We start from the raw sequence: 23362 nt of genomic DNA, 5'->3' as shown, positions 1-23362 counted from the left end.
GTGCGGTCCCCCCAGCGCCCCCCACGCCCGGGAGTCACCTCCTTGTCCGCACCCCCAGCGGCCCCCGCGCCCGTCTCCGTCGCCGTGGTCGGCGCCGGCCCGCGCGGCACCAGCGTCCTGGAGCGCCTGTGCGCCTCCGCCCCCGAGCTCCTCCCGCCCGGCACCCGGCTGACGGTCCATGTCATCGACCCGGCGCCACCCGGCCCCGGCCGCGTCTGGCGCACCACCCAGCCCCCGGAACTGCTGATGAACACCGTGGCCTGCCAGGTCACCCTGTTCACCGACACCAGCGTGGACTGCTCGGGCCCGGTCCGCCCCGGCCCCAGCCTGTACGAGTGGGCGGCGGGCGCGCTGGGCCCCGACGACTACCCCACCCGCGCCCACTACGGCCGCTACCTGGAGTGGGTGTTCGCGAAGACGGTCCGCGAGGCCCCGGAAGCGGTGAGCGTCCGGACGCACACGGCCCGCGCGATACGCCTCGACGACACCCTCGACGGCCGCCAGACCCTCACCCTCGACAACGGCGGCGTCCTGTCCGGCCTCTCCGCCGTCGTCCTCGCCCAGGGCCACCTGCCGACGGCTCCGGACGCCGAGCAGCACCGACTGACCGCGTACGCCGAACGGCACGGCCTGCACTACGTCCCGCCCGCGAACCCGGCCGACGTGGACCTGACCGCCGTACGCCCCGGAGAACCGGTGCTGTTGCGCGGTCTGGGCCTCAACTTCTTCGACCACATGACCCTGTTGACCACCGCCCGCGGCGGCCGCTTCACCCGCACCGACGGCCGTCTGCGCTATCTGCCCTCGGGCAAAGAGCCCCGCCTGTACGCCGGTTCACGCCGCGGCCTGCCCTACCAGGCGCGCGGCGACAACGCCAAGGGCCCCTACGGCCGCCATGTCCCGCTGCTGCTCACCCCCGAGGTGATCGCCGGCTTCCGCAAGCGGGCCGATGCCGGGGAGGCGCCGGACTTCGCGGCGGAGATATGGCCGCTGGTGGCGAAGGACGTGGAGACGGTCTACTACACGGCCCTCGTCCCCGCGCCCGGCTTCCGCGACCGCTTCCTGGCCACCGCGCACCGCAGCCCCCAAGAGGTGGCCGTACTGGAGGAGTTCGGCATAGCGCCGGCCGACCGCTGGTCCTGGACCCGGATCTCCCACCCGTACGCGGAGCGGAACTTCACCGGCCCCGGGGCCTGGCGCTCCTGGCTGCTGGCGTATCTGCGCGAGGACGCCGAGCAGGCCGCCCTGGGCAATGTGGCGGGCCCTTTGAAGGCCGCCCTCGACGTACTGCGCGACCTGCGCAACGAACTGCGCCGGATCGTCGACCACGGCGGCCTGCCCGGAGCCTCCCGCCGGGACCACGTGGACCGCTGGTACACCCCGCTCAACGCCTTCCTCTCCATCGGCCCGCCCCGGCGCCGCATCGAGGAACTGGCGGCCCTGATGGAGGCGGGCGTGGTGGAAGTGGTGGGCCCACGCCTGGAGATACGGGAGGACGGGGACGCCTGGACCGCCCGCTCCCCGGCCGTCCCGGACTCGGCGGTCCGCGTCACGGCCCTGATAGAGGCCCGCCTCCCGGAACCGGACCTGCGCCGCACCGCCGACGGTCTCCTCGCCCGCCTGCTGAGGGCGGGCCACTGCCGCCCGCACACGGTCGACGGCTACGAAACCGGCGGCCTGGACGTCACCCAGCGCCCCTACCGCCTGATCAACCGTCAGGGCCGCCCCCACGAACGGCGGTTCGCGTTTGGAGTCCCCACGGAGGGCGTCCACTGGGTCACCGCGGCGGGCGCCAGACCGGGTGTGGATTCGGTCACGCTTTCGGACGCCGACGCGGTGGCGAGAGCCGCTCTACGTGCGGTCACGGCGGCGGAGGGGCGGCCTCCGGGGTCTTTCACACGGCCGAATGTTGAACTTGCAAGTATCGATGTGGCCCGCCTACCGTAGGAGCCCCAACAGGAACGTCCGTCCCCACGTCCCCAAGGAGCTCCCCACATGACCGGACGCCTCAACAGCGCCCAGCCGTACGCCCTCGGGCTGTTCCGCATTGTCGTCGGCCTGCTCTTCGCCTGCCACGGCGCATCCAAGCTCTTCGGCGCGTTCGGCGGCCAGACCGTCGACGCGGGCAGCTGGCCCAACTGGTACGCGGCCGTCATCGAGTTGGTCGGCGGCAGCCTCGTCCTGCTCGGCCTCGCCACCCGCGCCGCGGCGTTCATCTCCTCCGGCGCGATGGCCTACGCCTACTTCAAGGTCCACCAGCCGTCCGCCCTGTGGCCGATCGAGAACAGCGGCGAAGGCGCCGCGATGTACTGCTGGGCGATGTTCCTGCTGATCTTCACCGGTTCCGGCGCGTTCGGCCTGGACCGCCTGCTCGCCAAGCGCGGCACGACGACGCAGGAGAAGCCGACGGTGGCGCCGGTGGCAGCCTGAGGTTCCCCGCAACGGCCGCGCCCGTCCTCGCTGTTCGGCGAGGACGGGCGCGTACTCCTTCCGTCAGGCGACGACCCAGCCGAAGGGCACGGTGAAGCAGCCGACCCTGACCTTGCTGCCCGGCTCGTCATGGATGACGAGGGAGGCGGCCTCACCCTGCCGGAAGCCCCAGCCGTGCCGGGCCCGGGCCTCGCCCGCGCCGTGCTCGTCGGCGGTGAAGTCGAGCCAGACCTCGTTCTCGGCGTTGACGTGATCCGGGTGCGCCGAGACCTCGTGCTGGTAGTGCCCGCCGGCGGCGGCCGGATCGGCGCCGCAGGGCTTCTGGTGCACATGGACGCTGTACGCATGACCGGGCTTCATGCCCGCAACCCGCAACTTGACGCTCGTCGCGCCGCCGACCGGCGCCATGTGCTGCTCCACCTCGATCCACGAGGCGGCCGGGACGAGCTCCATGTCGTACGTCACCGCCGCCGACGGAACGAAGGCTCCGGGCGGCGCGAACTGGGCGTCCGTCCGCATCGAGTAGCCGTGGGCGCCACCGTCGGCGCCGGCGGCGAGCACGGCCGCGACGAAGGCGCCCGCGCATATGCCTGCCACCATGATGAGTTCCTAACGTCTGTGTCTGCGCCCCCTGCTTCCGTGCTACGGGAGAGTCGCGGCCCCCGCTCCCCGGGGACCGTCAGCCGGGTGAACATCACGTGTTGAACACACGGGTCCCCCGTGAACCACCCGTCACTCCCGTGCGGCGTACGCTGTACAGCCACGGGGGAAACGGGGAGTCGGGGTGCTGGAAAGTTTCGAAAGTATCGGATCACTGACCGCCAGCCCATGGATCTACGGGGTAGTCGCCCTGTCGATCCTGCTGGACGTGTTCGTGCCGGTCCTGCCGAGCGGCGTACTGGTGATCATGGCGGCGACGGCGGCGGCAGCGGGTACGGCGGCGGAGGTCCCCGACATCCTGGCGCTGACACTCTGCGCGGCAACGGCATCGGTCCTCGGTGACCTGGTGGCCTACCGCCTCGCCTGGCACGGCGGCGCCCGCGCGATCGCCCGCTCCCGGCGCATCAGGTCGGCGCAGGAACGTCTCGGCGCGGCCCTCGCCCGCGGCGGCGGCGCGCTCGTGGTCCTCGCCCGCTTCGCACCGGCCGGCCGCTCGGTCGTCTCCCTCGGCGCCGGCGCCGCACGCCACCGCGCCCGCGACTTCCTCCCCTGGTCCGCCCTCGCCGGCCTCTCCTGGGCCACGTACAGCGTCGCCCTCGGCTACTTCGGCGCCCAATGGATGGGCCGGAGCTGGCTGGCCACGGGCGTGTCCCTCGGCGCACTGGCCGCGGCGGGGGCGGGGGCGACGTATTTGGTACGCCGGGGACCGGCGAAGGCGTAGGGCGACTGCGGGCCACCGCGCAGCTGCGGGCCGTCATCCCTCAGCGACTGCGGGCCGTCGTCCCGCAGCACGCCTACCCCTCCCGCACCCGCTTCAGTGACATCCGCGCCTGCACCCGCTCCGCCGCCGCGACCTCCGCCCAGAACCGGTGTCCGCTCACGAACACCGCCAGCTCGTGCTCACGGCGCCGAAGCTTCTCCACCTCCGCCTGCTCATCGGCCGTCCAGCCGGGAGAGGCGGGGCGCTCGACCTTGCGCCACCCGTTGTCGTCACTGAAACCGTCCAGCGGCTCGACCGACCAGGGCAGCCGCTTCAGCAGGGCCGACAACTCGGCCCGGACCTGATGCAGCTCCTCCTGACCGGCGAGGAGGTCACTCGGAAAGTCATAGGTCGTAGCCACGCCGCAATGCTACGCCTGTTCGATTTCGAGAGGCGAGCCGCTTCAGGGGGTTCACGCGAACGGGTGTGACTGCTGCGCCGAGCCACCCGGTGCCGCGGCTCCGGGAAGCGACGGCGGCGACGAGTCCAACCACCCCCACGTCCCGTCCATGGACACCCCTCACCCCCGAACACCAGGCTCGCCCCATGACCGGACTCCTCGCGCTGGCCCTCGGCGCCTTCGGCATCGGCCTGACCGAGTTCCTGGTAGCCGGACTCCTGCCCCAGGTGGCGACCGACCTCGCGGTCTCCGAGGCGACAGCCGGATGGCTCATCTCCGGCTACGCCCTGAGCGTCGCCGTCGGCGCGATCGCCCTCACCGCGGCAACCGCACGCCTCCCGCGCAAGAACGTCCTCGTCGCCCTGCTGACCCTGTTCGTCATCGGCAACCTGCTGTCCGCCGTCGCCCCCACCTACCCGGCGATGCTGCTGGGCCGGATCATCGCGGCACTGTGCCACGGCTCCTTCTTCGGCATCGGCTCCCTGGTGGCCCGCAGCCTGGCCGCACCGGAGAAGAAGTCCCGAGCCGTCGCCGTCATGTTCGCCGGCCTCACCCTCGCAAACGTCCTCGGCGTCCCCTTCGGCGCCCTGATCGGCGAACGCTGGGGCTGGCGAGCCGCCTTCTGGGCCGTCACCGCCATCGGCGTACTGGCACTCGCGGGCATAGCCACCCTCGTCCCCACCGCCACCCCGGACCACCGGACACACCCCGCCCTGCGCACCCAGATCCGCGCCTTCCGCTCCCCCCAGGTCTGGCTCACCCTCACCGCCACCGCCCTCGGCTACGGCGGCATGTTCGGCGCCTTCAGCTACATCGCCTACACCTTCACCGAGGTCAGCGGCTTCTCCCCGACAGCCGTCGCCTGGCTGCTGATGCTCTACGGCGTCGGCCTGGTCGTAGGAAACCTGCTCGGCGGACGCGCAGCCGACCACGACCGCGACCGCACCCTGCTCATCGCCCTGCTCGGACTCACCGTCACCCTGACCCTGTTCGGCCTGCTGGCCGCCAGCCCCACGGCATCGATCGTCCTCGTCTTCCTGCTGGGCCTGACCGGCTTCGCCGCCGTCCCCGGCCTGATCACCCGCGTCACCGACCACGCCCACGGAGCGCCGCTGGCGGCCGGCGCCAACGTCTCCGCGTCCAACCTCGGCAACGCCCTGGGTGCCTGGCTCGGCGGCCTCGCCCTCACCGCCGGCCTCGGCTACACGGCACCGCTCCACGTCGGCGCCGGGATCACCCTGACCGCCGTCGTCGTCATGGCCGTAGCCGCGGGAAATCCCTTTCGCGTTCCGGAGACACGCAAGGCAGCCTGGACGCACCACCACCAGGACCAGCCCTCACCCGAACGGAGCCCCACGGCACCATGACCACCCCCTGGACCACCCGCCCAGAAACCCCCGCCGACACCGCCACCATCCGCGAAATCGTCCTCGCCGCGTTCGAGACGCCCCTGGAGGCCGACCTGGTGGACGCCCTGCGCACCGACACCGCCTGGATCGACGGCCTCTCCGTCGTCGCCGCGGGCGCGGACGGCACACCGGTCGGCCACGCACTGCTCACCCGCTGCCACATCGGCGACGTACCGGCCCTGTGCCTCGCCCCCGTCTCCGTGCTGCCCGAGCACCAGAAGACCGGAGCGGGCGCCGCGGCGATCACGGCGGTGCTCGCGGCGGCGAAGGCGCGGGGCGAGCGGTTCGTCACGGTCCTCGGCCACCCGGCCTACTACCCGCGTTTCGGCTTCACCCGCGCCTCCGCCCACGGCATCGGCGTCACCTTCGACGTCCCCGACGAGGCACTGATGGCCCTCACCCTGGACGCCGACCACCCGCTGCCCGCGGGCACCATCCGCTACGCCGCCCCGTTCGGCATCTGACGGCGCAGCGGACCTCAACACCTCTCTGCCGACGTCAGTGCCCCGCAGCCCTCAACTCCCCCACCAGACGGGCGGTCACCGGCACGGCAACACCATGGCGCTCGGCCGCACGCAGCAGCGCACCGCCGATCGCGTCCAGCTCCAGCGGCCGCCCCGCCTCCGCGTCCCGTTGCATCGAGGACTTGGTCTGCGGCGGAAAGGCGTCGTAGCGGGCGAGGGCCTGGGCCGGATCCGCCGGGCCGCCGCACGCGCGACTCACCGCCGCCGTCTCCTCCACCAGAGCCGTCAACTCCTCGCGGTACCGCGTGCGTACGTCACCCAGCGGCAGCGCATGACGGGTCGTCAGCAGCGCAAAGGGCGCCAGGAACGACATCTTCGCCCACAGCGCCGCCGTCTCGTCCTCCAGCACCCGGGTGACCGGACCGACCGCCCCGAGAACACCGGCCAGCGCATCCAGCCGCTCGCGCGACACCGCGTCACCGGTCAGATCGACCTCCGCGAAGGGACTGGCGTGCTCGATCACACCAGGGGCGACCCGGGTCGACTCGACGCGGATGACGGCCGGGGCCACCAGGTCGTCGCGGTGGTGCGCACGCAGAACAGCGGGATGCTCGACCCCGTTCAGAAACGGCACGAGAAGCGCATCCCCCAGAGCCTTGGCCGGGATGCGTTCCAGCGCCGCGTCCAGGGCGGTGTGCTTGACCGCGACCAGACAGACATCCACCGGCTCCCGCAGCTCCGTGTCCGCCTCGACACCCGCCCGGAAGTCACCGTAGAGCCCACTGCGGACCTGAATCCCGTCCGCACCCAAGGTACGGACCGTCTCCTCCCCGGCCAGACAGATCACACGGTGCCCGGCCCGCGAGAGCAGGCCTCCGAGCAGGCCGCCGATGCCACCGGGCCCGAGTATCGCCACGGTGAGGTTGTTGCCGTCGGACATGGCTGTACATCCCTTCGTCGGTCGGCCCCGGTTCGGTGGCCGCCTCGAAGTGATCATGACAGAGCCCGGACGCGGACGGGGGCGGATTGTCAGACCCGGGGTCCAGACTGAAGACATGTGCCGCAGCATCAAGACACTTCGCCCGCCCGCACAGCCCGAGCAGGCCACCGACGCCGAGATCCGCGCCGCCGCCCTGCAGTACGTACGCAAGGTGTCCGGCTTCCGGGCCCCCGCCGCCCACAACCAGGAGGTCTTCGACCACGCAGTCGACGCCATCGCCCAGGCCACCGCGAACCTGCTGTCCGGCCTGGAAATACGCGGCCAGGCATCCCGCAAGGCCGGCTAGCCCGACACTCCCCGGGCACGCAACGAGACCGTGGCACGCGGCAAGTTCAAGGGGCAGGTTGGCGACTGGGGACGCCGTGGCTCCCGCATCACCCTCGTCGACGAGGAGGCCAGCACCGTGTTGACGAGCTGGCCAGAGGGGGCGTAGTGGCCTGCGATGATGACTGCATGGATCAAGAGCCAGCATCACCCGCCGACGAGGAGTCGGCGTGATCTACCCCGGCCTCATCGGAGGTGCTGTCCTCCTTGCCGTCGTCGTGGCGGGTGTCGTGATCGGGCGTGCGTTCTGCCTGGAGTGCCGGGCTCGGCGGGAGCGGTAGAGCGGCGCTACTCGGGATCGTGGAGCGCGTGCTTCTTCAAGCACGACAACTAGTCCTCGGACTGCGCGCGGACGCCCCAAGGGCCCGCCACCGCGCGAGCCTTCGCTGTTTCGACACTCGTTCGTGTCACAGGACCACCACTCCACCTCCACAACTCCCACACGCGGCGCAAGATGCTCCCCAACTGACTGAACACCCCTGGGGGACACTATGCGCACTCGCACCATCGCGGCCGCTCTGGCAGCAGCAGCCCTACTGGCGCTCACCGCCTGCGAAGGCACCAACGACACCAGCTCCAACAAGCCGGACACCGCCTCGCAGGACACCAGCGGCCAGACCATGCAGGACACCGACACCACCGGGGCCGGCACCGACGCGCCCGCAGACGACGCCGGCGCCGGCGAGGCTGAGTCGGAGACCGCAACACTGCCCGACCTCGTCGGCCTGGACCTACAGGCCGCCCAAGACGAGGCACAGGCCGCCGGGTTCTACGCCCTCGACGACCAAGACGCCACCGGCCAAGACCGCTTCCAGGTCCTGGACCGCAACTGGACCGTGTGCAGCCAGGAGCCCGCGGCTGGCACGCACCCCACGGACACGCTCGTGACCCTGTACGCGGTCAAGGACACCGAGACCTGTTGAGCCCCCTCGACCGGCCCGGCCTCCCTCCCGGCGGCCGGGCCTTCGCATGCCCGGAGGCGGCCATGAGCGTCGACCGGGACAAGCGACCCGTCGACGAAGACGACTACCGGCGCGTCGCCGAGCTGCACGCCCTCGGCATAGGGCGGAACGCCATCGCCCGCGAGATCAGCCGCGCCCAGCGCACCGTCTCGGTCACCCTGGGCTCTGACTCGGTCAGAGCGCTCCGCCCCACCCCCTGCCCGGGGTGGGGCGGTCTACGTTTGTGGACTTTGATCACAGGAGAGGCCTCCCGGGGGTTTCCCCGAAAGGCCTCTGACCTGCTACTTATCCTTGGTGGGCGCGGACGGTTTCGAACCGCCGACATCCTGCTTGTAAGGCAGGCGCTCTACCACTGAGCTACGCACCCGGGACAGGCCGACAGCCTACATTGTCCCGGGCCCCGCCCTGCAATCCGGTATCGCGCGGACAGGGGGTGCTCCATTCCTGGGGACTGAGCGGAAACTCGTCCTGTTCCCAGGACGAATGCCCAGCCGCGTGCCCCGAGTGGTGCTGGGCACACTGGTCGCCCGCTTTCGCTCCGCATCCGGGCGGCACGGATCGTGTCCGTGGTCCGGGCATGCGGGGGCGGGGTCCCTCACGCCTCCGGGGCTCCGGTCCGGCCTGGCTGGTCCGATGCCCCGCACGATCGCTCCGGTCGTGCGGGGGCGGTGCCATCCGTCGCCGGATCGGATGCCCGAGGGCGCGCCGTCCGATCGCCACGGCCGCCGCGTCGTGGCGCTGGGTCTTGCGAGTGGAGGTCGTCAGCGGCTTCTGCCAGTGCTGGGCACCCCACCGGGAGGTGTACGCCGGGTCCACCGCGACGATCGCGATGTTCCGTTCGGCCGCCATCGACACCAGCCGGGCACGGAGCCTGGCGGTGGGGAAGCGGGAGACGAGACGGCGGAACTTCTTGCTGCGGCCCTGCCGCTCGCGGCTCGTGCCGTCGGCGAAGTCGAGGTCCTCGATCGCGATCGCCGTGGCCCCGCTCCTGCGGGTGTGGTGCAGCAGACGGGTCAGCGCGTGCCGGATCTGCGCGTCCCGGTGCTGCGCGCTGCCCGACAGGTCGTAGAGGAACCGCCGTGGCTCTCCGACCGGGTTGCCGTGCACGTCGAGGCGCCAGGCCGCGAGGTGGTCCTCGTTCATGTCCACGGCGACCACGCCATGGGCCAGCGCCGCTCGAAGCGGCATCACCGGGACCGGCATGCGCTTCCAGGAGGCGGTCACGTACCAGCGGCAGCGCAGGGTGTCGTGGTGGATGCGATAGGCCACCGCGCGGCTCGCGACGATCCGGTCCTGCCACTCCCCGCTCCGGTGGGTGAACGCCACGGTCGCGGCGAGCACATACCGGCCGTGCGGGGCATTGGCCAGATGGGACAGGGCAGCCGGCAGCCTGATCGACACCTGTCCGGCGTCGGTGACACGGATGGTCTCGTTGCCCCAGCGCTTGCCGGACTCCCCGTCCGCGGCGAGGAACATCCGGGCAGCCTGCCACCGCTCCCGCCATGTCTCTCGGCTCAGCCCGGTCTCGTCCAGCCGGTGGGCCGTACGCGCGAGCCGCTTACCGCCACGCACCACCCGCACCCGGCCTGCCGCCCAGTCCGCCTCCAGAGCAATCAGCCTGTGCCGGAGAGCCCGGAGGCGCCGGGACTTGGCATGCCACTCCGACCGGGTGGCGTAGCCGCGCGCCGGCCCGGCCCGTTTGTCGGCCTTGGTGCCCAGCGGCCGGGCCAGGCGGGCCTCGATCCGGGTGATCTCGCCTCTCAGCCACGCCATTTCGGCCGCCTGGCCGCGCCTTGCCAGCGCCCACTGGTCGTCCGTCGACCTGGTGACGCTGCCCGCCCAGCGTGCCGAGGAGGACACGGTCAGCGCCCGCTTCCGTGAGGCCCACGAGGCAGCATCGTGGGCCGGCCCCTGCCGGGACCGCGCCGCGAGATCCGCGGACGCCAGCGAGCCGAGGAACCGTCCCACCTCGTTGAGCACCAGCGCGTCCGCCGACGTCACCCGCAGTCGCGTCCGGATCGAGACTCCGGTGGGCCCGGACACCAGGAACGGCGCCGTCAACTCCCGCAGACCGCCCACCCGCCACCCCTCACCGGAACGAAGATCCTTACATCGCATCCAACGACCGTCGCCCCGCCAGGTCACTCATTCGAGGCAAGCACTCCAGTCCCACTTCAGGGCTCCCCTGGGGTTATCCCCACCCCCAACCCGGGAGCATCCCGGATCCCCCCGAGCCCGGCGGATGCCTACCGTCGAAGGACCGTCCTAGCCGTCAGGGGGAGTCCGTCGTGGCCCGTAGCAGCGTTTCCGTCCGTGCCTTTGCCGTCAGTGGTGTTGTCGCCTTGCTTGCCCTGGGGCTCGGGGCCTGTGCGGATGCGGGGGATGACAAGGAGCCGGAGACGCGGAGTTTTGGTGTGGAGGGGCGGACGCTGACCGTCGACTCCGACGACTCGGCGTTGGAGATCGTTTCCGTGGAGGGCGCCGCGGAGGGGAAGATCGAGGTCACGCGGTGGTTCAAGGGGTCGGTGGTTGCGGGGGACGAGCCCGAGGTGACCTGGGCGATGGCGGACGACCGGCTGACGTTGCGGATGAACTGTTCCGGTGTGATCGCCGACTGTGAGGCCAAGCACCGTATCGAGGTGCCGCGCGGTATTGCGGTGAAGGTGGAGGACGGGGACGGGAGTGTGCGGGCGTCCGGCTTCGAGGACGCGCTGAGTATTCGAACGGGTGACGGTTCCGTCCGTGTCACCGACTCCAGTGGTCCGCTGGAGCTGCGTTCCGGTGACGGTTCGGTCCGTGCCGAGGTGGACTCGCGCGAGGTGCGTACCCATACCTCGGACGGCTCGGTGCGGATCGAACTCGGCGTGGTGCCCGACCTGGTGGAGTCCCGCAGCGGCGACGGTTCGGTGACGATCGAGGTGCCGCGGGCGGCCTACCGGGTGACGGCGGAGACGGGGGACGGCGGGGTGGATGTGTCCGTGCCGCGGGACGAGTCCAGCGCCCATGTGGTGAACGCGCACACGGGCGACGGCAAAGTCACGGTCCGAACCGCGAACTAACCGGCCCGTGTGTTCGTCCTTAACCGGTGGGAGAATGACAGCGCCGGGCAGGGCGGACGACAGCACGGGAGAGGGATGTGACGGCGACACCTTCGCAGTCGGACTCGCCGTCGGTGCCGCGTGCACCCCGTCAGGCGCTCAGGGACGCTCTCACCCTCGTGGGCCTGCCGCTGCTCGCCGCCCTCGCGCTGCCGGCCGCGTTCGCCGGCGGCGGCACCCGGCGCTGGTTCGGCGGGCGCGCGGACAACCAGCGGGCGGAGGCGCAGGCCGCGAAGGACGCCGCCGCGGCCGCGTTCTACGAACTCGACACCGCCCAGCGCGATCTGCGGATCTCGATAGAGACGATCACGGCCGTCGACGACTCCCCCGCCGCCCGGCGCGCGGTCACCGACTTCCGGGCGATCAGCGGGCGGATCGACGAGGCCAGCCACCAGTACATCCAGGCCGTCGACGCCCACGACCTCGACCGGGACGACCTGGAGGCCTCGGCCGCCGCTCAGGCGCGTACCGCGCTGACCCGGGCCAAGGAGGAGCTGGGGCGGGTCAAGCAGGAGCTGGACCGCTTCGCGGACGGGCTGGGGCCGCTGCTGGGCAAGGCCGAGACGCAGCTGGCCCGGCTGGCGCCCGCGGTGGAGCGCGCCCGGCAGGGGCTGCTGGCCGCCTCGAACGCCCTGGACGCCGTGCGCGGCTCAGGGCTGAAGGCGGACGATCTCGCCGCCCGGCTGGCGGCGCTCGCCCCGGAGCTGACCAAGCTGAACCAGGGCGCGGGGCAGCACGGTGTGCCGCAGACCCTGGAGCGTGCCGAGCGGGTCGCGCGGGAGGCCGAGGCGGTCCGTGTGGAGGCCGACCGGCTGCCGGAGCGGGCGGCCGAGATCGATCACCGGCTGGTGTCCCTGCGGACCCGTGCGCAGGCTCTTACGACCCGTTCCGGGCAGGTCGAGCCGGTGCTGAGCGAGTTGCGGCGGCGGTTCACCGCGGCCTGCTGGCAGGACCTGCAGTCGGTGCCTGACCACTCCGCGGAGAACGTGCGGCAGGCGGAGCTGAAGCTGAAGGAGGCGCAGGCCGCGCGGGACGCCCAGCGCTGGCCGGACGCGACCGCCCTGCTGTCGACGGTCCGGGCGCTGCTGAACTCCACCGACGAGTCCGTGTCGGCCGCGAGTGACCGCCTGCGGCGGCTGAACGCCGTGCAGAAGGATCCGCAGGCCGAGATCGACCGCACCCGGTTCGCGATCCGGGACGCGCAGCGGCTGGCCATGGCCGGCCGGCACACGCCGGATCCCCGGCATGCCCGGCCGCTGGACGACTCCGTGGCCCGTCTGGAGCGGGCGATCGGCACGCTGGAGGGGCGCCACCCGGACTACTGGCACTTCCTGACCGAGACGGAAGCGGTACGGCGGACGGTGGCGCGGGTGGTCGCGCAGATCCGTGAGGAGCGGGGGGCCTCCGGCGGTTAGGCCGGCGGTTAATCTGTCGGCATGCCTCGCTATGAGTTTCGTTGCCGATCTTGCGGCGACACGTTCGAAGTCAGCCGGCCCATGGCTCAGTCCTCGGAGCCGGCTGCCTGCCCTGCGGGGCATGAGGACACCGTGAAGTTGTTGTCGGCGGTGGCTGTGGGTGGGACCGCGAGCACCCCCGCCGGGCCTGCGCCCAAGGCGGGTGGCGGGTGCTGCGGTGGGGGCTGCTGCGGCTGAGTGGGCCACTGCGGGTGCGTTGTGGCTGGTCGCGCAGTTCCCCGCGCCCCTAGGTCGGCTTCCTCGACGTTCTCAGGAACTCCCGCAGAATCCTCTCCCCCGCCAGCACCCCCCGCTCCGGCAGCGCGGCGATCGTCGGGGCCGTCCAGCCGTCGTCGGCCAGTTCGCCGTGGCCCGGGCGCCAGCCCTTGTCCGCGGCGAGGAGAAGGTCCGCGTCGAGGAGTGAGTCGCCCGCGGCCAGCGTCAAGTCCGCGCCCGTTCGCCTGGCCACCTCGTGCATGGCCGCGCTCTTGGTCAGCGGCTTCGGTACGGCGTAGATCTTGCGGCCCTGGAGCGAGACCGTCCAGCCGCGGTTCTCCGCCCATACCGCGAGTTCCTTCACCCAGTCCTCGGGCAGGAGTTCGCGTTCGACGACGAGGTAGGCGAAGAGGTCCTCGGCGATGCGGTGCTTGCGCACCCACACCGGGTCGGCCGTCGCCATCAGGTGGTCGCGGACCTCGGCCAGTGGCGCGCACTCGTCGGCCAGCCGTGCCTGCACGCGCGCGTGCCAGTCGGCGTCCGAGACGCCGTCCACCAGCAGGTGCCCGCCGTTGGCGCAGATCGCGTAAGTGGGCGCGGGGCCGGGCAGGTTGATGCGCTGGTACTGCTTGCGGGTGCGGGTCGTCGTCGGTACGAAGACGGCCGCGTCGCCCAGTTCCCCGAGCAGCCCGGCGGCCGTCTCGGTCATGTACGACAGGGGCTTGCTCTCGTGCACCTCGACGCAGAGCAGCCGGGGTGCCCGCGCGTCCGGCATGGTCAGCGCGAGGGCCGCCGAGGAGTAGATGAGCGTACGGTCGAGGTCGCTCGCCACGAGTACCGGCATCAGACGTTCACCGCCTTGCCGTCGGCGCCCGTCGCGCCCCGCGTGTACTTGGGGTGGATCAACCCCACGCAGGTGTACGGCAGTTCGGCGACCTCTTCCACCGGGACCCCTCTCTGTTCGGCCAGCAGGCGTACGTGGTCCAGGTCGGCGCCGGCTCCGGCGCGCGCCAGGATCTTCCAGGGGACGCGGCGCAGCAGGACCCGGGTGGTCTCGCCGACGCCGGGCTTGACGAGGTTCACGTCGTGGATGCCGTACTCCTCGCTGATGCGCTCGACGGCGGCCCAGCCCTCCCAGGTGGGGGTGCGGTCGGCGGAGAGCAGTTCCTTGGCCTGGGCGTCCACCGCGTCGGCGACCTCGGGGAAGCGGGCGGCGACGGCGTCGAGGAACTCCACGGAGACATCGGCGCCGGCGAGTTCGCGGTAGAACTTGGCGCCGTGGAAGTCGTTCGGGCCGACCAGGTCCGCGCGCAGCACGGTACGGGAAATCAGGCCGGACACCGTGGAGTTGAGGCAGGCGGAGGGGATGAGGTAGTCCTCGCGGGTGCCGTAGGTGCGTACGCAGGAGCCCGGGTCGGCGAGCACCGCGATCTCCGGGTCGAAGCCGGTGACGCCCTCGGCGGCCTCGAACTCCTCGATGGCGGCGGCCAGTTCGCGGGTGATGGCGCCCTTGCCGGTCCAGCCGTCGACGAAGACGACGTCGGCCGGGTCGTGGTGGGCGGCCAGCCAGCGCAGGGCGTTGGCGTCGATGCCGCGGCCGCGCACGATGGAGACGGCGTAGTGCGGCAGGTCGAGGCCGTGGCGGTGCTGGGCCCAGCGGCGCATCAGCACGCCGACGGGCGTGCCGGCGCGGGCCAGCGAGACCAGCACGGGGCGCGGGGACCGCTCGGCGAGCACGACCTCGGTGACCGCGCCGACGGCCTGCGCGAGGCGGGCCGCGGACGCGTCCAGGGCGGTGTGGAACAGCTCCTGGTACTGCTCGCTCGGCTGGTACTCCACCGGCAGCGACTCGGCGTAGTGCGCGCCGCCGCTCTGGATGGCCTCCTCGCGCTCCTCGGTGGGCGCCTCCAGGGTCACGTCGGAGAGGTCCTGGAGCAGCCAGCCGACCTCCTCGGGCGGGTACGAGGAGAAGGCGGGGCCGCGGAGGGGCTCGGGCAGCATCGAGGGCCTTTCGGGTACGTACGAGGGGACGACCGCGAGGACGACCTGCGGCGTGTGTGCTCTGAGCTGCGCGAGCAGGCCGTCGGGGGCGTGCAGTTCCGGTGTGTCGGCGGTCGAGTCGACCACGGCGACCACGGCGTCGAAGCCGGCGCCGGCGACGTTGTAGGCGTAGCGCTCGCCGGGGCCGTCGGCCGGGTCGTCGTGGGCGGGGAAGACGAGGCGGCTGCGTATCGCGTAGCCGGGGTCGTCGACGGCGAGGACGGGCGAGCGGGTGGTGGTGGAGTAGCGGACCTCGGCGTCGGTGATCTGCTCCAGTTCGCGGGCGAGGCGGAGGGGGGCGTACATCAGCTCTTCGAAGCCGAGGATGTGCACTCGGTGCGCATTCTCGGGGAGTGCCTCTGCCAGGCGGGCTGCCATGGCGGGGAGGGCGTTCTCCAGGCGTATTCGGTGCTGCGGAGTGAAGCCGTGGCGGCCGCCGTCGGGGAGGCCGAGGGGCCAGCGCAGGTCTACCCGCTTGATCGTTGGCTGCGGGTCGGTGGGGGCTTGTCGCGCAGTTCCCCGCGCCCCTGGGACGTCTTCCCACTCCCCGACAAGTTTCCGGCCCTTCTCCAGGACCCCCTCCGGCAGCCGTACGTTTCCGCGCGCCGCCGCCACCAGGTCCACCTCCGCGCCTATCTCCCGCGCGAACGCCTCCAAGCGCCCCGCGTCCGCCGCCGAGCGCATGTCCACCAGCGCGACCACCACGTACCGCCGTCGCGGATACCGCTCGTGAAGATCCCGCACGGTGTTCAGCACCGTGTTCCCCGTGGAGAACTCGTCGTCGACCAGGACCAGCGGGCCGTCGCCGGCCAGCAGCGCCGGGTTCTCGGGGAGCAGCAGATGAGAAGTCGCGTGGGAGTGGGACTCCTCGAAGCCGCCCGCCGGGGCCACGCCCGCGACCGGGCGGCGGGTGGAGTGCAGGTACGGGGCCAGGCCGATGCCGTCGGCGACGGAGTGGCCGAGGCCGGTCGCCGTCTCCGCGTAGCCGAGAACGACCGCGGCGGCCGCCTCCTCGGCGCCCAGGAGGTCCCGTACCCGGCGTCCCAGGGCGAATCCGTAGCCGTAGACCACGGACGGTGACTGGGGTACGTGCTTGCCGAGGACGTGGGAGACGAGGAGGTGCGCCCGCTTGGGGTTGCGGCGCAGCGCGAGTCCCAGCAGGTCCGTCAGCTGCTCGTCGCCGTCGAGCTCGACGCCGAGTCGCTCGGCGACCCAGCTGCCGGACCAGACCCCGTTGTTCACTGCCTTGTTCATGCGTCCCTTGGTTGTCAGGTGTCAGTCGGCGATGCCGGCGGCGAGCAGCTCGACGAATCCGACGTCCTCGTTGGCCACTCCGAAGACCTCGGCGCGCAGCAGAGTGCGCTCGGCCCAGGCCCGGTGCGGCTTCACCTCGTTCATCTTGTTCGTGTACTGCGACCTCAGTACGCCTCCGCCGCCCCGCTCGGGGCGCAGGATGTCCTGTGCGTCGCTGAACTCCTCGTGGCTGACCACGGACAGCGCGTGCACGGGGAGCACGTGGGAGGGGTGGATGCAGGTCTTGCCCGTGAGGCCGTTGGCCTGGTCGAGGGCGATCTCGCGGAGCAGGCCGTCCATGGCGTGCTCGATGAGGGCCTCGCGCAGTTCCTCGGCCTGGCCCTCCAGGAAGGGGCTGCGGCGCAGCTGGGGCTTGAACATGCGCTCCTGGACGCGGAAGTACTCCCAGACCGGGCCGGTGACGGTGAAGCCGGTGCCGTCGGCGCGGCCGAGCATGTTGACCACGTCGGCGATGACGGAGGCGACGATCTGGACGTCGTAGGCCGTCATGTCGGGAGCGCGGCGCAGTCCGTAGGAGGAGCAGAAGTCGGTCACGCCGAGCCGCAGCGCGAGCACTCTTTCACGATACTTGTCGACCGCCCGGAAGATCCCCTCCAGCGTCTCCACGCGGGACTCGCGGAAGAGCAGCTCGGGCGACTCCAGCACGGGCATGGCGAACAGACGGCGGCCGCTCGCCGTCTCGGCGGCCGTGAGCGCCTCCAGGAAGGGGATGCCGCGCTCCTCGGTGAACTTCGGCAGCACGAATCCGGACAGCAGCCGGACTGCGGGGCCGAGGCGTCGTACGAGGTCGGGGATCTGTTCGGGGTGGCGGACCCGGATGAACAGCAGGGGCAGCTCGTCGCGGTCGCGTCCGGCGAGGTCGGTGAACTGCCGGACCAGGTTCTCCTCACCGGCCTGGACGTCCTCGTCGCCGATCGAGTCCTCCAGACACAGCACCATCGAGACCACGCCGCGGTCGGCCTGCTTGAGGATGTCGTCCGCGAGCCGCGGCCGGGTGGCCGGGCTGTACAGCGTGGCACCCAGGGCGGTGGAGAGCAGGCGGGCCGGGGAGTCCGCGTCGAAGACGCAGGGCTCCTGGTGGAAGAGGCGCTGCCGCACCTCTGGGGCGATGTGCCCGAAATGACGCATAAAACTCCCCCGTGGTGACTGAGCGACCCCTGTGATCCGTTCACAGGTGGCCGGTAATAGTACGTAGAGACCCATGTCAGGGGTTCCCGCCGAGCATGAATTTCTGGTAACGCGGGTGCGGACACAGTCAGGTGATCATGTACCCCCGCGTTGTCGTGATCACTACCGAGAGGGCAGGATGACGGCATGACGCACGCCATGTTGAAGGGGTCGAACGTCCCGCTCGAAGCCACGGCCGTACGTGCCGTGCTGCGCTGGACGCCCGGGCAGGGGGTCCCGAAGGTCGATGCCTCGGCGCTGCTCCTCGGCCCCGACGGGCGTGTGCGCTCCGACGAGGACTTCGTCTTCTACAACCAGCCCCGGCACCCCTCCGGGCAGGTGAGGCTGCTCGGCATGAAGCGGGACGCCGAGGGTCCCACAGACACGATCCAGACAGATCTGGCCGGTGTCGAGCCCGACGTCAGTCAGATTCTCCTGGTCGCTTCGGCGGAGGACGTCACCTTCGACCGCGTACGGGGTCTGCGCATCCTGCTGTACGACGCCTCGGTCGCGGACGGCGAGCCGCTGGCGCACTTCGACATCAAGCCGGAGACGGGCAAGGAGACCGCCCTGATCTGCGGCGAGCTGTACCGCCGCGGGGAGGGCTGGAAGTTCCGTGCCCTGGGCGAGGGCTATTCGAACGGCCTGCAGGGCCTGGCGACCGACTTCGGGATCATGGTCGACGAGTCGGAGGCGGCGGCCCAGGAGGAGCCCCTGTCGCAGCCGCTGCCTCCGGAGCAGCCGACGACCGCGGTCCCGCCCCAGCCGGCCTACGGCTATCCGCAGACCCCGCCGACGACCCAGCCGGCCTACGGCTACCCCCAGCCGACCAGCCAGCCCGCGTACGGCGGCTACGGCTACCCGCCCCCGGTGTCCCCGCCGACGCCGGTCCCGACGGGCGAGTTCCGGATGCCGCCGCAGGGGCCGCAGTTCATCGGGCGATAGAGGCGGGCTTGCTCAGCGATCCGCCTTGGCCTTGTAGCCCCGCCCCCACTGCAGTCCCCACCCGTACAGCCGGTCCAGCTCGGCCTGGAACCCGTAGACGAACTTGACCTCGCGCCGGACGAGGATCTCGCCCTTGACGTTCTCGATCATGACGACGGCGCAGGACCGTGCCTGTGGGTGCCGTTCGTCCAGGCCGATCTCGATGCGCGGCCCGTTGCTCGGGTAGAGCGTCACGACCGCGTGGGTGCGGTCGAAGGCCGGCGTCTGGTCGTAGATGTAGACGAAGACCAGCAGCCGCCTGATGTTCTCCCGCTGGTCGAGATTGACGTAGATCGTCTCCCCGGACGCCGACCCGAACCGGTCGTCGCCGCTGAGCTTCACGTATGGCGGTGAGTTGACGTCCCCGAGGAGGCCGCCGAGCGGCTGGACGACCCCCTTGGTGCCGTCGGCCAGCTCGTACAGGCACCCGAGGTCGAGGTCGACGTTCACCATGCTCTGGCTGTGTCCGACGACCTCCGGCGGCTTCAGCGCCTTGAACGGATGCCGCAGCAGACTCTCCCGCTGCGGCCCGCCTATGTCGGAGCTGCGCATCCGCCAGTTGAGGTTGATGCGCAGGTGGCCGGTGGCCGCGTCCTGCTTGGTGAGCGAGACCTGGCCGTGCCGTTTGGTCAGTTCGATCGAGTTGGTCGACGCGCTGCCCGAGTCGAACTGGGCAGCGCGTCCGCGCCAGAGCAGTCCGTCCAACAAGCCCATTCCCGCCCCCACCGTCACTGGCATCCACTGAAAAAACCGGCGGGGCGGCCGGAGGCCCGGCCGCCCCGCACAGAGCGTTCCTCACCCGGAGGGCTGTCACACCCCGGACGCGACCTCAGTCTTGTCGTCCGAGGCCTCAGCTTTTCCCTCGGCCGCCGCCAGCGCGCGGTTGCGGCGGACGGAGGACCAGAAGGACCAGCCGATCAGGGCGACGCCGATCAGGCCGGTGATGACCTCGTGGATCTCGTACTGGATGGTGACGAGAAGGAGGACGGCGAGGGCGCCGATCGCGTAGTGCGCGCCGTGCTCCAGGTAGACGTAGTCGTCCAGGGTGCCCTGGCGGACCAGGTAGACCGTCAGCGAACGGACGTACATGGCACCGATGCCGAGGCCGAGCGCCATCAGGACGATGTCGTTGGTGATGGCGAAGGCGCCGATGACACCGTCGAAGGAGAAGGACGCGTCCAGGACCTCCAGGTAGAGGAACATGAAGAACGCGGCCTTGCCGGCGAGGGCGACGGCCGAGCGGGGCTTGCCGGTGCGGGCGGCCTCTTCCTCCTCCTCGTGCTCGCGCTCCTCCTCTTCTTCGAGCTTGTCCTCGAAGTAGCCGGAGAGACCGCCGACGATCATGTAGGTGATCAGACCGGCGATACCGGAGAGGAGAACCGTCTCTGCCTTGTCGACATGCATGCCGCCGTGCTGGTGGGCGTTGGCCGCGAAGGTCATGGCGGAGACGAGCAGCACGATCAGCGCGATGCAGACCGACAGCATGTCGATCTTGCCGAGCTTGGCCAGCGGGCGCTCCAGCCAGCCGAGCCACTTGATGTCACGGTCCTCGAAGATGAAGTCGAGGAAGATCATCAGCAGGAACATGCCGCCGAAGGCCGCGATCGCCGGGTGGGCGTCGGTGACGAGCTGCTCGTACCGGTCCTTGTCGGTGAGCGCGAGGTCGACGGCCTCGATCGGACCCATGGACGCGGTGACGGCAACGATGACGACAGGGAAGACCAGTCGCATACCGAAGACGGCGATCAGCACACCGATGGTGAGGAAGATCTTCTGCCAGAAGGCATTCATCTTCTTCAGGATCCCGGCGTTGACCACTGCGTTGTCGAAGGACAGCGAGATCTCAAGGATGGAGAGGATCGCCACGATGCCGAAGGCGGTCCACCCCCCATAGAGGACCGCCGCGACGAGGCCGAGCGCGGTGACCGCAAACGACCAGCCGAAGGTTTTCAGAACCACTGGCTACCCAATCCCTGTGTTGGGGGCGCCCCCAGACGGAGTCTGGGGGAGGGTCTCCCCCGCGCCGTACTCGGCTTTACGAACTTTTGAAGCCGGAGTCTAGTCGGCCCCGCTGCCCACCCCACCGGGTACCTCTTTTTGCTCATAACGCGTTATGAGACGTTGACCCCGAAGTCCAGGGCGATGCCCCGCAGTCCCGACGCGTACCCCTGCCCCACGGCGCGGAACTTCCATTCGCCCTGGTACCGGTAGACCTCGCCGAAGATCATCGCCGTCTCGGTGGAGGCGTCCTCGCTGAGGTCGTAGCGGGCGAGTTCCTGGCCGTCGGCCTGGTTCACCACGCGGATGAAGGCGTTGCTGACCTGGCCGAAGGTCTGGCCGCGCTCATCGGCCATATGGATGGAGACGGGGAAGACGATCTTGTCGCACTGGGCGGGGACCTTGGAGAGGTCGATCAGGAGCGACTCGTCGTCGCCGTCGCCCTCACCGGTGAGGTTGTCGCCGGTGTGCTCCACCGAGCCGTCCGGGCTCTTGAGCTGGTTGTAGAACACGAACCACTCGTCCCCCATCACCCGCCCGCCGTTGCACATCAGGGCGCTGGCGTCGAGGTCGAAGGGGGCTCCGGTGGTGGAGCGCGCGTCCCAGCCGAGCCCGATCATCACCTGAGTGAGGTTCGGTGCGGCCTTGGACAGGGAGACATTGCCCCCCTTGGCGAGCGTGACGCCCATGATGCTGATCCTCCCCGGGTGATGCTTCTTTGGTTGTTTCCCTGCGCGTCCGGCGCCGCACGCAAACCGTGCGGCGCCGGACGGTGCGAGCGCCGGCTCAGACGTTGACGCCGAAGTCCTGCGCGATGCCGCGCAGGCCCGAGGCGTAGCCCTGGCCGATGGCGCGGAACTTCCACTCCGCGCCGTGGCGGTAGAGCTCACCGAAGACCATGGCGGTCTCGGTGGAGGCGTCCTCGCTCAGGTCGTAGCGGGCGATCTCGGCGCCGCCGGCCTGGTTGGCGACGCGGATGAACGCGTTGCGCACCTGGCCGAAGGACTGCTGACGGTTCTCGGCGTCGTAGATCGACACCGGGAAGACGATCTTCTCGACGTCGGCCGGGACGCCCGCCAGGTCGACCTTGATCTGCTCGTCGTCGCCCTCGCCCTCACCGGTGAGGTTGTCACCGGTGTGCTCGACCGAGCCGTCGGGGCTCTTGAGGTTGTTGAAGAAGATGAAGTGCGCGTCGCTCGCGACCTTGCCGGACGAGTTCAGCAGCAGCGCGCTGGCGTCCAGGTCGAAGTCGGTGCCGGTCGTGGTGCGGATGTCCCACCCCAGACCGACGATGACCGCGGTCAGGCCAGGGGCCTCCTTGGTCAGCGATACGTTGCCGCCCTTGCTGAGGCTGACTCCCACGAGTCCTCCATTGGTGTCCAGGGGCGGGGAGCCCCGCCATGCTTGTGATACCGGATCAACGACTCGATCCTAGTAACGGGTTCCCGAAGCCCGCAGGCCTTGGTACCGAAGAATCACAGGGTGTCGAGCGCCTTGACGTACTCGTTCAGGTCACGGGCGTCCGGCAGACCGTTGACGACGGTCCAGCGGACGACGCCCTCCTTGTCGATGACGAAGGTCCCGCGCACCGCGCAGCCCTTGTCCTCGGCGAAGACGCCGTAGGCGCGGGAGACCTCGCCGTGCGGCCAGAAGTCGCTCAGCAGCGGGTACTCCAGGCCTTCCTGCTCGCCGAAGACGCGCAGGGTGGGGACGGAGTCGTTGGAGACGGCGAGGATCTGGGTGTCGCGGTCGGAGAACTTCGGCAGGTTGTCCCGCAGCTCGCACAGCTCGCCGGTGCACACGCCGGTGAAGGCGAACGGGTAGAAGAGCAGCACGACGTTCTTGTGGCCGCGGAAGTCGGACAGCTTCACGGTCGCGCCGTGGTTGTCCTTGAGCTCGAAGTCGGGGGCCTTTTCGCCGACCTGGATGGCCATCGCGGGCGTGTCCCTTCGGTGGGGCTGTTCGGGTGGTCGGGACCACCCTACGCAGCGATCACCGAACGGCGGCGGACGGGCCGACCGACAAGCCGGCCCGTCCGGTGTGTTCAGCGGAGGGTCACCTCTTGGGGGACTTGGCTGCCTTCGGCGTCACCAGCCGGCTGCCGCTCCAGTCCTTGCCGACGCTGACGCTCTTGGATGCGGACAGTCCGGCCGTCGTCGCGGCTTCGGAGATGTCGCTCGGCTCGACGTAGCCGTCCCGGCCCGTCTTCGGCGTCAGAAGCAGGATCGAGCCGCCCTCTTCGATGTACGTGGTGGCGTCCACCAGCGCATCCGTCAGGTCGCCGTCCTCGTCGCGGAACCACAGCACCACGGCATCGGCGACGTCGTCGTACTCCTCGTCCATCAGCTCGCTGCCGATGACTTCTTCAATCGCCTCGCGGAGTTCCTGGTCGACGTCGTCGTCGTAGCCGATCTCCTGGACCACCTGCTCGGGCTGGAACCCCAGCCTTGCGGCAGGGTTCGTCCGCTCCTCCGCGTGGTCCGCGGTCGCGCTCACGGGTTGCCTCCTGATCATGTCTTCGGATGGGGGTCCCCCCAGGCCCGTCCAGGGCTCTGGGGGAAACTCAGCTCGCGCGTGCGCGAAGCATTGGCCGTAGTCCACACGGGCGGGGCGGATCGCGCAAGTACCCGGCCGTCGAGACCGCCGAAACGGTGACGTTCCGGGCTGTGTCACCGCAACTCT

Annotated in this window: 24 protein-coding genes and 1 tRNA gene; 11 read left to right on the top strand and 14 right to left on the bottom strand. The window is 70.7% G+C overall.

Going from position 1 to position 23362, the window contains the following annotated elements:
• The first annotated feature begins 42 nt into the window (after positions 1 to 42).
• Both AB0Q90_RS06010 and AB0Q90_RS06005 read left to right on the top strand, forming a co-directional pair.
• The gene (locus tag AB0Q90_RS06010; protein WP_363159614.1) at positions 43 to 1947 is read left to right on the top strand and encodes an FAD/NAD(P)-binding protein; all 1905 of its coding nucleotides are present in this window, start codon (positions 43 to 45) and stop codon (positions 1945 to 1947) included.
• Between the two features lie 48 nt (positions 1948 to 1995).
• Positions 1996 to 2430, top strand: a complete 435-nt coding sequence (locus AB0Q90_RS06005) for a DoxX family protein (RefSeq protein WP_363159616.1) — start codon at positions 1996 to 1998, stop codon at positions 2428 to 2430.
• Between the two features lie 63 nt (positions 2431 to 2493).
• Here the strand turns inward: AB0Q90_RS06005 and AB0Q90_RS06000 are convergent, their stop codons facing one another.
• Complete coding sequence (locus AB0Q90_RS06000; RefSeq protein ID WP_363159617.1) at positions 2494 to 3030, bottom strand: superoxide dismutase family protein; 537 nt, start codon at positions 3028 to 3030, stop codon at positions 2494 to 2496.
• 184 nt (positions 3031 to 3214) lie between these two features.
• On the opposite strand from AB0Q90_RS06000, the gene AB0Q90_RS05995 reads away from it, so the two are divergent.
• Positions 3215 to 3811 carry a VTT domain-containing protein gene (locus AB0Q90_RS05995; protein ID WP_363159618.1) on the top strand — a complete coding sequence of 199 codons (597 nt, stop codon included), beginning with the start codon at positions 3215 to 3217 and terminating at the stop codon, positions 3809 to 3811.
• A 73-nt stretch (positions 3812 to 3884) separates the two neighbouring features.
• On the opposite strand, the gene AB0Q90_RS05990 is transcribed toward AB0Q90_RS05995, so the two are convergent.
• Positions 3885 to 4211 carry a hypothetical protein gene (locus tag AB0Q90_RS05990; RefSeq protein WP_363159619.1) on the bottom strand — a complete coding sequence of 109 codons (327 nt, stop codon included), beginning with the start codon at positions 4209 to 4211 and terminating at the stop codon, positions 3885 to 3887.
• A 185-nt stretch (positions 4212 to 4396) separates the two neighbouring features.
• Between AB0Q90_RS05990 and AB0Q90_RS05985 the strand changes: the two genes are divergently transcribed.
• On the top strand, positions 4397 to 5617 hold the full coding sequence (locus AB0Q90_RS05985) for an MFS transporter (RefSeq protein ID WP_363159620.1): 1221 nt from the start codon (positions 4397 to 4399) through the stop codon (positions 5615 to 5617).
• Entirely contained in the window at positions 5614 to 6123 is a 510-nt protein-coding gene (locus AB0Q90_RS05980) for an N-acetyltransferase (RefSeq protein WP_363159621.1), read from the top strand. Before AB0Q90_RS05985 ends, AB0Q90_RS05980 begins: the two co-directional genes overlap by 4 nt.
• A gap of 34 nt (positions 6124 to 6157) precedes the next feature.
• Here AB0Q90_RS05980 and AB0Q90_RS05975 read toward each other — a convergent pair whose 3' ends face one another.
• Positions 6158 to 7063 carry a 2-dehydropantoate 2-reductase gene (locus tag AB0Q90_RS05975; protein ID WP_363159622.1) on the bottom strand — a complete coding sequence of 302 codons (906 nt, stop codon included), beginning with the start codon at positions 7061 to 7063 and terminating at the stop codon, positions 6158 to 6160.
• Positions 7064 to 7178: 115 nt separating this feature from the next.
• Here AB0Q90_RS05975 and AB0Q90_RS05970 point away from each other — a divergent pair, with 115 nt between their 5' ends.
• Together AB0Q90_RS05970 and AB0Q90_RS05965 are read left to right on the top strand one after the other, a co-directional pair.
• Complete coding sequence (locus AB0Q90_RS05970; protein WP_363159623.1) at positions 7179 to 7409, top strand: DUF2277 domain-containing protein; 231 nt, start codon at positions 7179 to 7181, stop codon at positions 7407 to 7409.
• A gap of 529 nt (positions 7410 to 7938) precedes the next feature.
• The gene (locus AB0Q90_RS05965) at positions 7939 to 8370 is read left to right on the top strand and encodes a PASTA domain-containing protein (RefSeq protein WP_363159624.1); all 432 of its coding nucleotides are present in this window, start codon (positions 7939 to 7941) and stop codon (positions 8368 to 8370) included.
• Positions 8371 to 8701: 331 nt separating this feature from the next.
• Here the strand turns inward: AB0Q90_RS05965 and AB0Q90_RS05960 are convergent.
• Positions 8702 to 8776: transfer RNA gene (locus AB0Q90_RS05960), tRNA-Val, on the bottom strand.
• Complete coding sequence (locus tag AB0Q90_RS05955) at positions 8767 to 10488, bottom strand: IS200/IS605 family accessory protein TnpB-related protein (RefSeq protein ID WP_365732691.1); 1722 nt, start codon at positions 10486 to 10488, stop codon at positions 8767 to 8769. Before AB0Q90_RS05955 ends, AB0Q90_RS05960 begins: the two co-directional genes overlap by 10 nt.
• A gap of 209 nt (positions 10489 to 10697) precedes the next feature.
• On the opposite strand from AB0Q90_RS05955, the gene AB0Q90_RS05950 reads away from it, so the two are divergent.
• The 3 genes from AB0Q90_RS05950 to AB0Q90_RS05940 all read left to right on the top strand — a co-directional run bounded on the left by AB0Q90_RS05950 (position 10698) and on the right by AB0Q90_RS05940 (position 13159).
• Positions 10698 to 11468 (top strand): DUF4097 family beta strand repeat-containing protein, encoded by a 771-nt coding sequence (locus tag AB0Q90_RS05950; RefSeq protein ID WP_363159626.1) that lies wholly within the window; start codon positions 10698 to 10700, stop codon positions 11466 to 11468.
• Between the two features lie 77 nt (positions 11469 to 11545).
• Positions 11546 to 12922, top strand: a complete 1377-nt coding sequence (locus tag AB0Q90_RS05945; protein ID WP_363159627.1) for a hypothetical protein — start codon at positions 11546 to 11548, stop codon at positions 12920 to 12922.
• A 21-nt stretch (positions 12923 to 12943) separates the two neighbouring features.
• Positions 12944 to 13159: a zinc ribbon domain-containing protein gene (locus tag AB0Q90_RS05940; protein WP_363159628.1), complete on the top strand. Its 216-nt coding sequence runs from the start codon at positions 12944 to 12946 to the stop codon at positions 13157 to 13159.
• A gap of 49 nt (positions 13160 to 13208) precedes the next feature.
• On the opposite strand, the gene AB0Q90_RS05935 is transcribed toward AB0Q90_RS05940, so the two are convergent.
• From AB0Q90_RS05935 to AB0Q90_RS05925, 3 genes are read right to left on the bottom strand one after another with little or no spacing between them, the layout of a single operon-like run.
• On the bottom strand, positions 13209 to 14021 hold the full coding sequence (locus AB0Q90_RS05935) for an HAD family hydrolase (protein WP_363159629.1): 813 nt from the start codon (positions 14019 to 14021) through the stop codon (positions 13209 to 13211).
• Positions 14021 to 16471, bottom strand: a complete 2451-nt coding sequence (locus AB0Q90_RS05930) for a phosphoribosyltransferase (RefSeq protein WP_363159630.1) — start codon at positions 16469 to 16471, stop codon at positions 14021 to 14023. The genes AB0Q90_RS05935 and AB0Q90_RS05930 overlap by 1 nt, the downstream gene beginning before the upstream one ends.
• Positions 16472 to 16492: 21 nt before the next feature.
• On the bottom strand, positions 16493 to 17659 hold the full coding sequence (locus AB0Q90_RS05925; RefSeq protein WP_363159631.1) for an HpcH/HpaI aldolase/citrate lyase family protein: 1167 nt from the start codon (positions 17657 to 17659) through the stop codon (positions 16493 to 16495).
• Between the two features lie 186 nt (positions 17660 to 17845).
• Between AB0Q90_RS05925 and AB0Q90_RS05920 the strand changes: the two genes are divergently transcribed.
• Positions 17846 to 18643 (top strand): TerD family protein, encoded by a 798-nt coding sequence (locus AB0Q90_RS05920; protein ID WP_363159632.1) that lies wholly within the window; start codon positions 17846 to 17848, stop codon positions 18641 to 18643.
• Between the two features lie 12 nt (positions 18644 to 18655).
• On the opposite strand, the gene AB0Q90_RS05915 is transcribed toward AB0Q90_RS05920, so the two are convergent.
• From AB0Q90_RS05915 to AB0Q90_RS05890, 6 genes are all read right to left on the bottom strand, one after another.
• Positions 18656 to 19396, bottom strand: a complete 741-nt coding sequence (locus AB0Q90_RS05915) for a Tellurium resistance (RefSeq protein WP_363159633.1) — start codon at positions 19394 to 19396, stop codon at positions 18656 to 18658.
• A gap of 96 nt (positions 19397 to 19492) precedes the next feature.
• Positions 19493 to 20641 carry a DUF475 domain-containing protein gene (locus AB0Q90_RS05910; RefSeq protein ID WP_363159634.1) on the bottom strand — a complete coding sequence of 383 codons (1149 nt, stop codon included), beginning with the start codon at positions 20639 to 20641 and terminating at the stop codon, positions 19493 to 19495.
• A 152-nt stretch (positions 20642 to 20793) separates the two neighbouring features.
• Entirely contained in the window at positions 20794 to 21369 is a 576-nt protein-coding gene (locus AB0Q90_RS05905) for a TerD family protein (protein ID WP_188286540.1), read from the bottom strand.
• A gap of 97 nt (positions 21370 to 21466) precedes the next feature.
• Entirely contained in the window at positions 21467 to 22042 is a 576-nt protein-coding gene (locus tag AB0Q90_RS05900) for a calcium homeostasis/redox stress adaptation protein (protein ID WP_269659090.1), read from the bottom strand.
• A gap of 113 nt (positions 22043 to 22155) precedes the next feature.
• Positions 22156 to 22614, bottom strand: a complete 459-nt coding sequence (locus AB0Q90_RS05895; RefSeq protein WP_363159635.1) for a peroxiredoxin — start codon at positions 22612 to 22614, stop codon at positions 22156 to 22158.
• Positions 22615 to 22735: 121 nt separating this feature from the next.
• Positions 22736 to 23176 (bottom strand): DUF3052 domain-containing protein, encoded by a 441-nt coding sequence (locus AB0Q90_RS05890; RefSeq protein WP_363159636.1) that lies wholly within the window; start codon positions 23174 to 23176, stop codon positions 22736 to 22738.
• Positions 23177 to 23362: the final 186 nt, after the last annotated feature.

It is taken from the genome of Streptomyces sp. NPDC079141 (genome assembly GCF_040686775.1).
Classification (GTDB): domain Bacteria; phylum Actinomycetota; class Actinomycetes; order Streptomycetales; family Streptomycetaceae; genus Streptomyces.
Note: the sequence above shows the minus strand (reverse complement) of the source record. Positions and strands in the feature narration are given on the sequence as shown.

Bases quoted from the DNA above. Each gene is read 5' to 3' on its own strand.
- AB0Q90_RS06005 (WP_363159616.1), top strand. From the start codon at position 1,996: ATGACCGGACGCCTCAACAGCGCCCAGCCGTACGCCCTCGGGCTGTTC.
- AB0Q90_RS06000 (WP_363159617.1), bottom strand. From the start codon at position 3,030: ATGGTGGCAGGCATATGCGCGGGCGCCTTCGTCGCGGCCGTGCTCGCC.
- AB0Q90_RS05985 (WP_363159620.1), top strand. From the start codon at position 4,397: ATGACCGGACTCCTCGCGCTGGCCCTCGGCGCCTTCGGCATCGGCCTG.
- AB0Q90_RS05980 (WP_363159621.1), top strand. From the start codon at position 5,614: ATGACCACCCCCTGGACCACCCGCCCAGAAACCCCCGCCGACACCGCC.
- AB0Q90_RS05975 (WP_363159622.1), bottom strand. From the start codon at position 7,063: ATGTCCGACGGCAACAACCTCACCGTGGCGATACTCGGGCCCGGTGGC.
- AB0Q90_RS05970 (WP_363159623.1), top strand. From the start codon at position 7,179: ATGTGCCGCAGCATCAAGACACTTCGCCCGCCCGCACAGCCCGAGCAG.
- AB0Q90_RS05965 (WP_363159624.1), top strand. From the start codon at position 7,939: ATGCGCACTCGCACCATCGCGGCCGCTCTGGCAGCAGCAGCCCTACTG.
- AB0Q90_RS05940 (WP_363159628.1), top strand. From the start codon at position 12,944: ATGCCTCGCTATGAGTTTCGTTGCCGATCTTGCGGCGACACGTTCGAA.
- AB0Q90_RS05935 (WP_363159629.1), bottom strand. From the start codon at position 14,021: ATGCCGGTACTCGTGGCGAGCGACCTCGACCGTACGCTCATCTACTCC.
- AB0Q90_RS05930 (WP_363159630.1), bottom strand. From the start codon at position 16,471: ATGAACAAGGCAGTGAACAACGGGGTCTGGTCCGGCAGCTGGGTCGCC.
- AB0Q90_RS05925 (WP_363159631.1), bottom strand. From the start codon at position 17,659: ATGCGTCATTTCGGGCACATCGCCCCAGAGGTGCGGCAGCGCCTCTTC.
- AB0Q90_RS05920 (WP_363159632.1), top strand. From the start codon at position 17,846: ATGACGCACGCCATGTTGAAGGGGTCGAACGTCCCGCTCGAAGCCACG.
- AB0Q90_RS05915 (WP_363159633.1), bottom strand. From the start codon at position 19,396: ATGGGCTTGTTGGACGGACTGCTCTGGCGCGGACGCGCTGCCCAGTTC.
- AB0Q90_RS05905 (WP_188286540.1), bottom strand. From the start codon at position 21,369: ATGGGCGTCACGCTCGCCAAGGGGGGCAATGTCTCCCTGTCCAAGGCC.
- AB0Q90_RS05895 (WP_363159635.1), bottom strand. From the start codon at position 22,614: ATGGCCATCCAGGTCGGCGAAAAGGCCCCCGACTTCGAGCTCAAGGAC.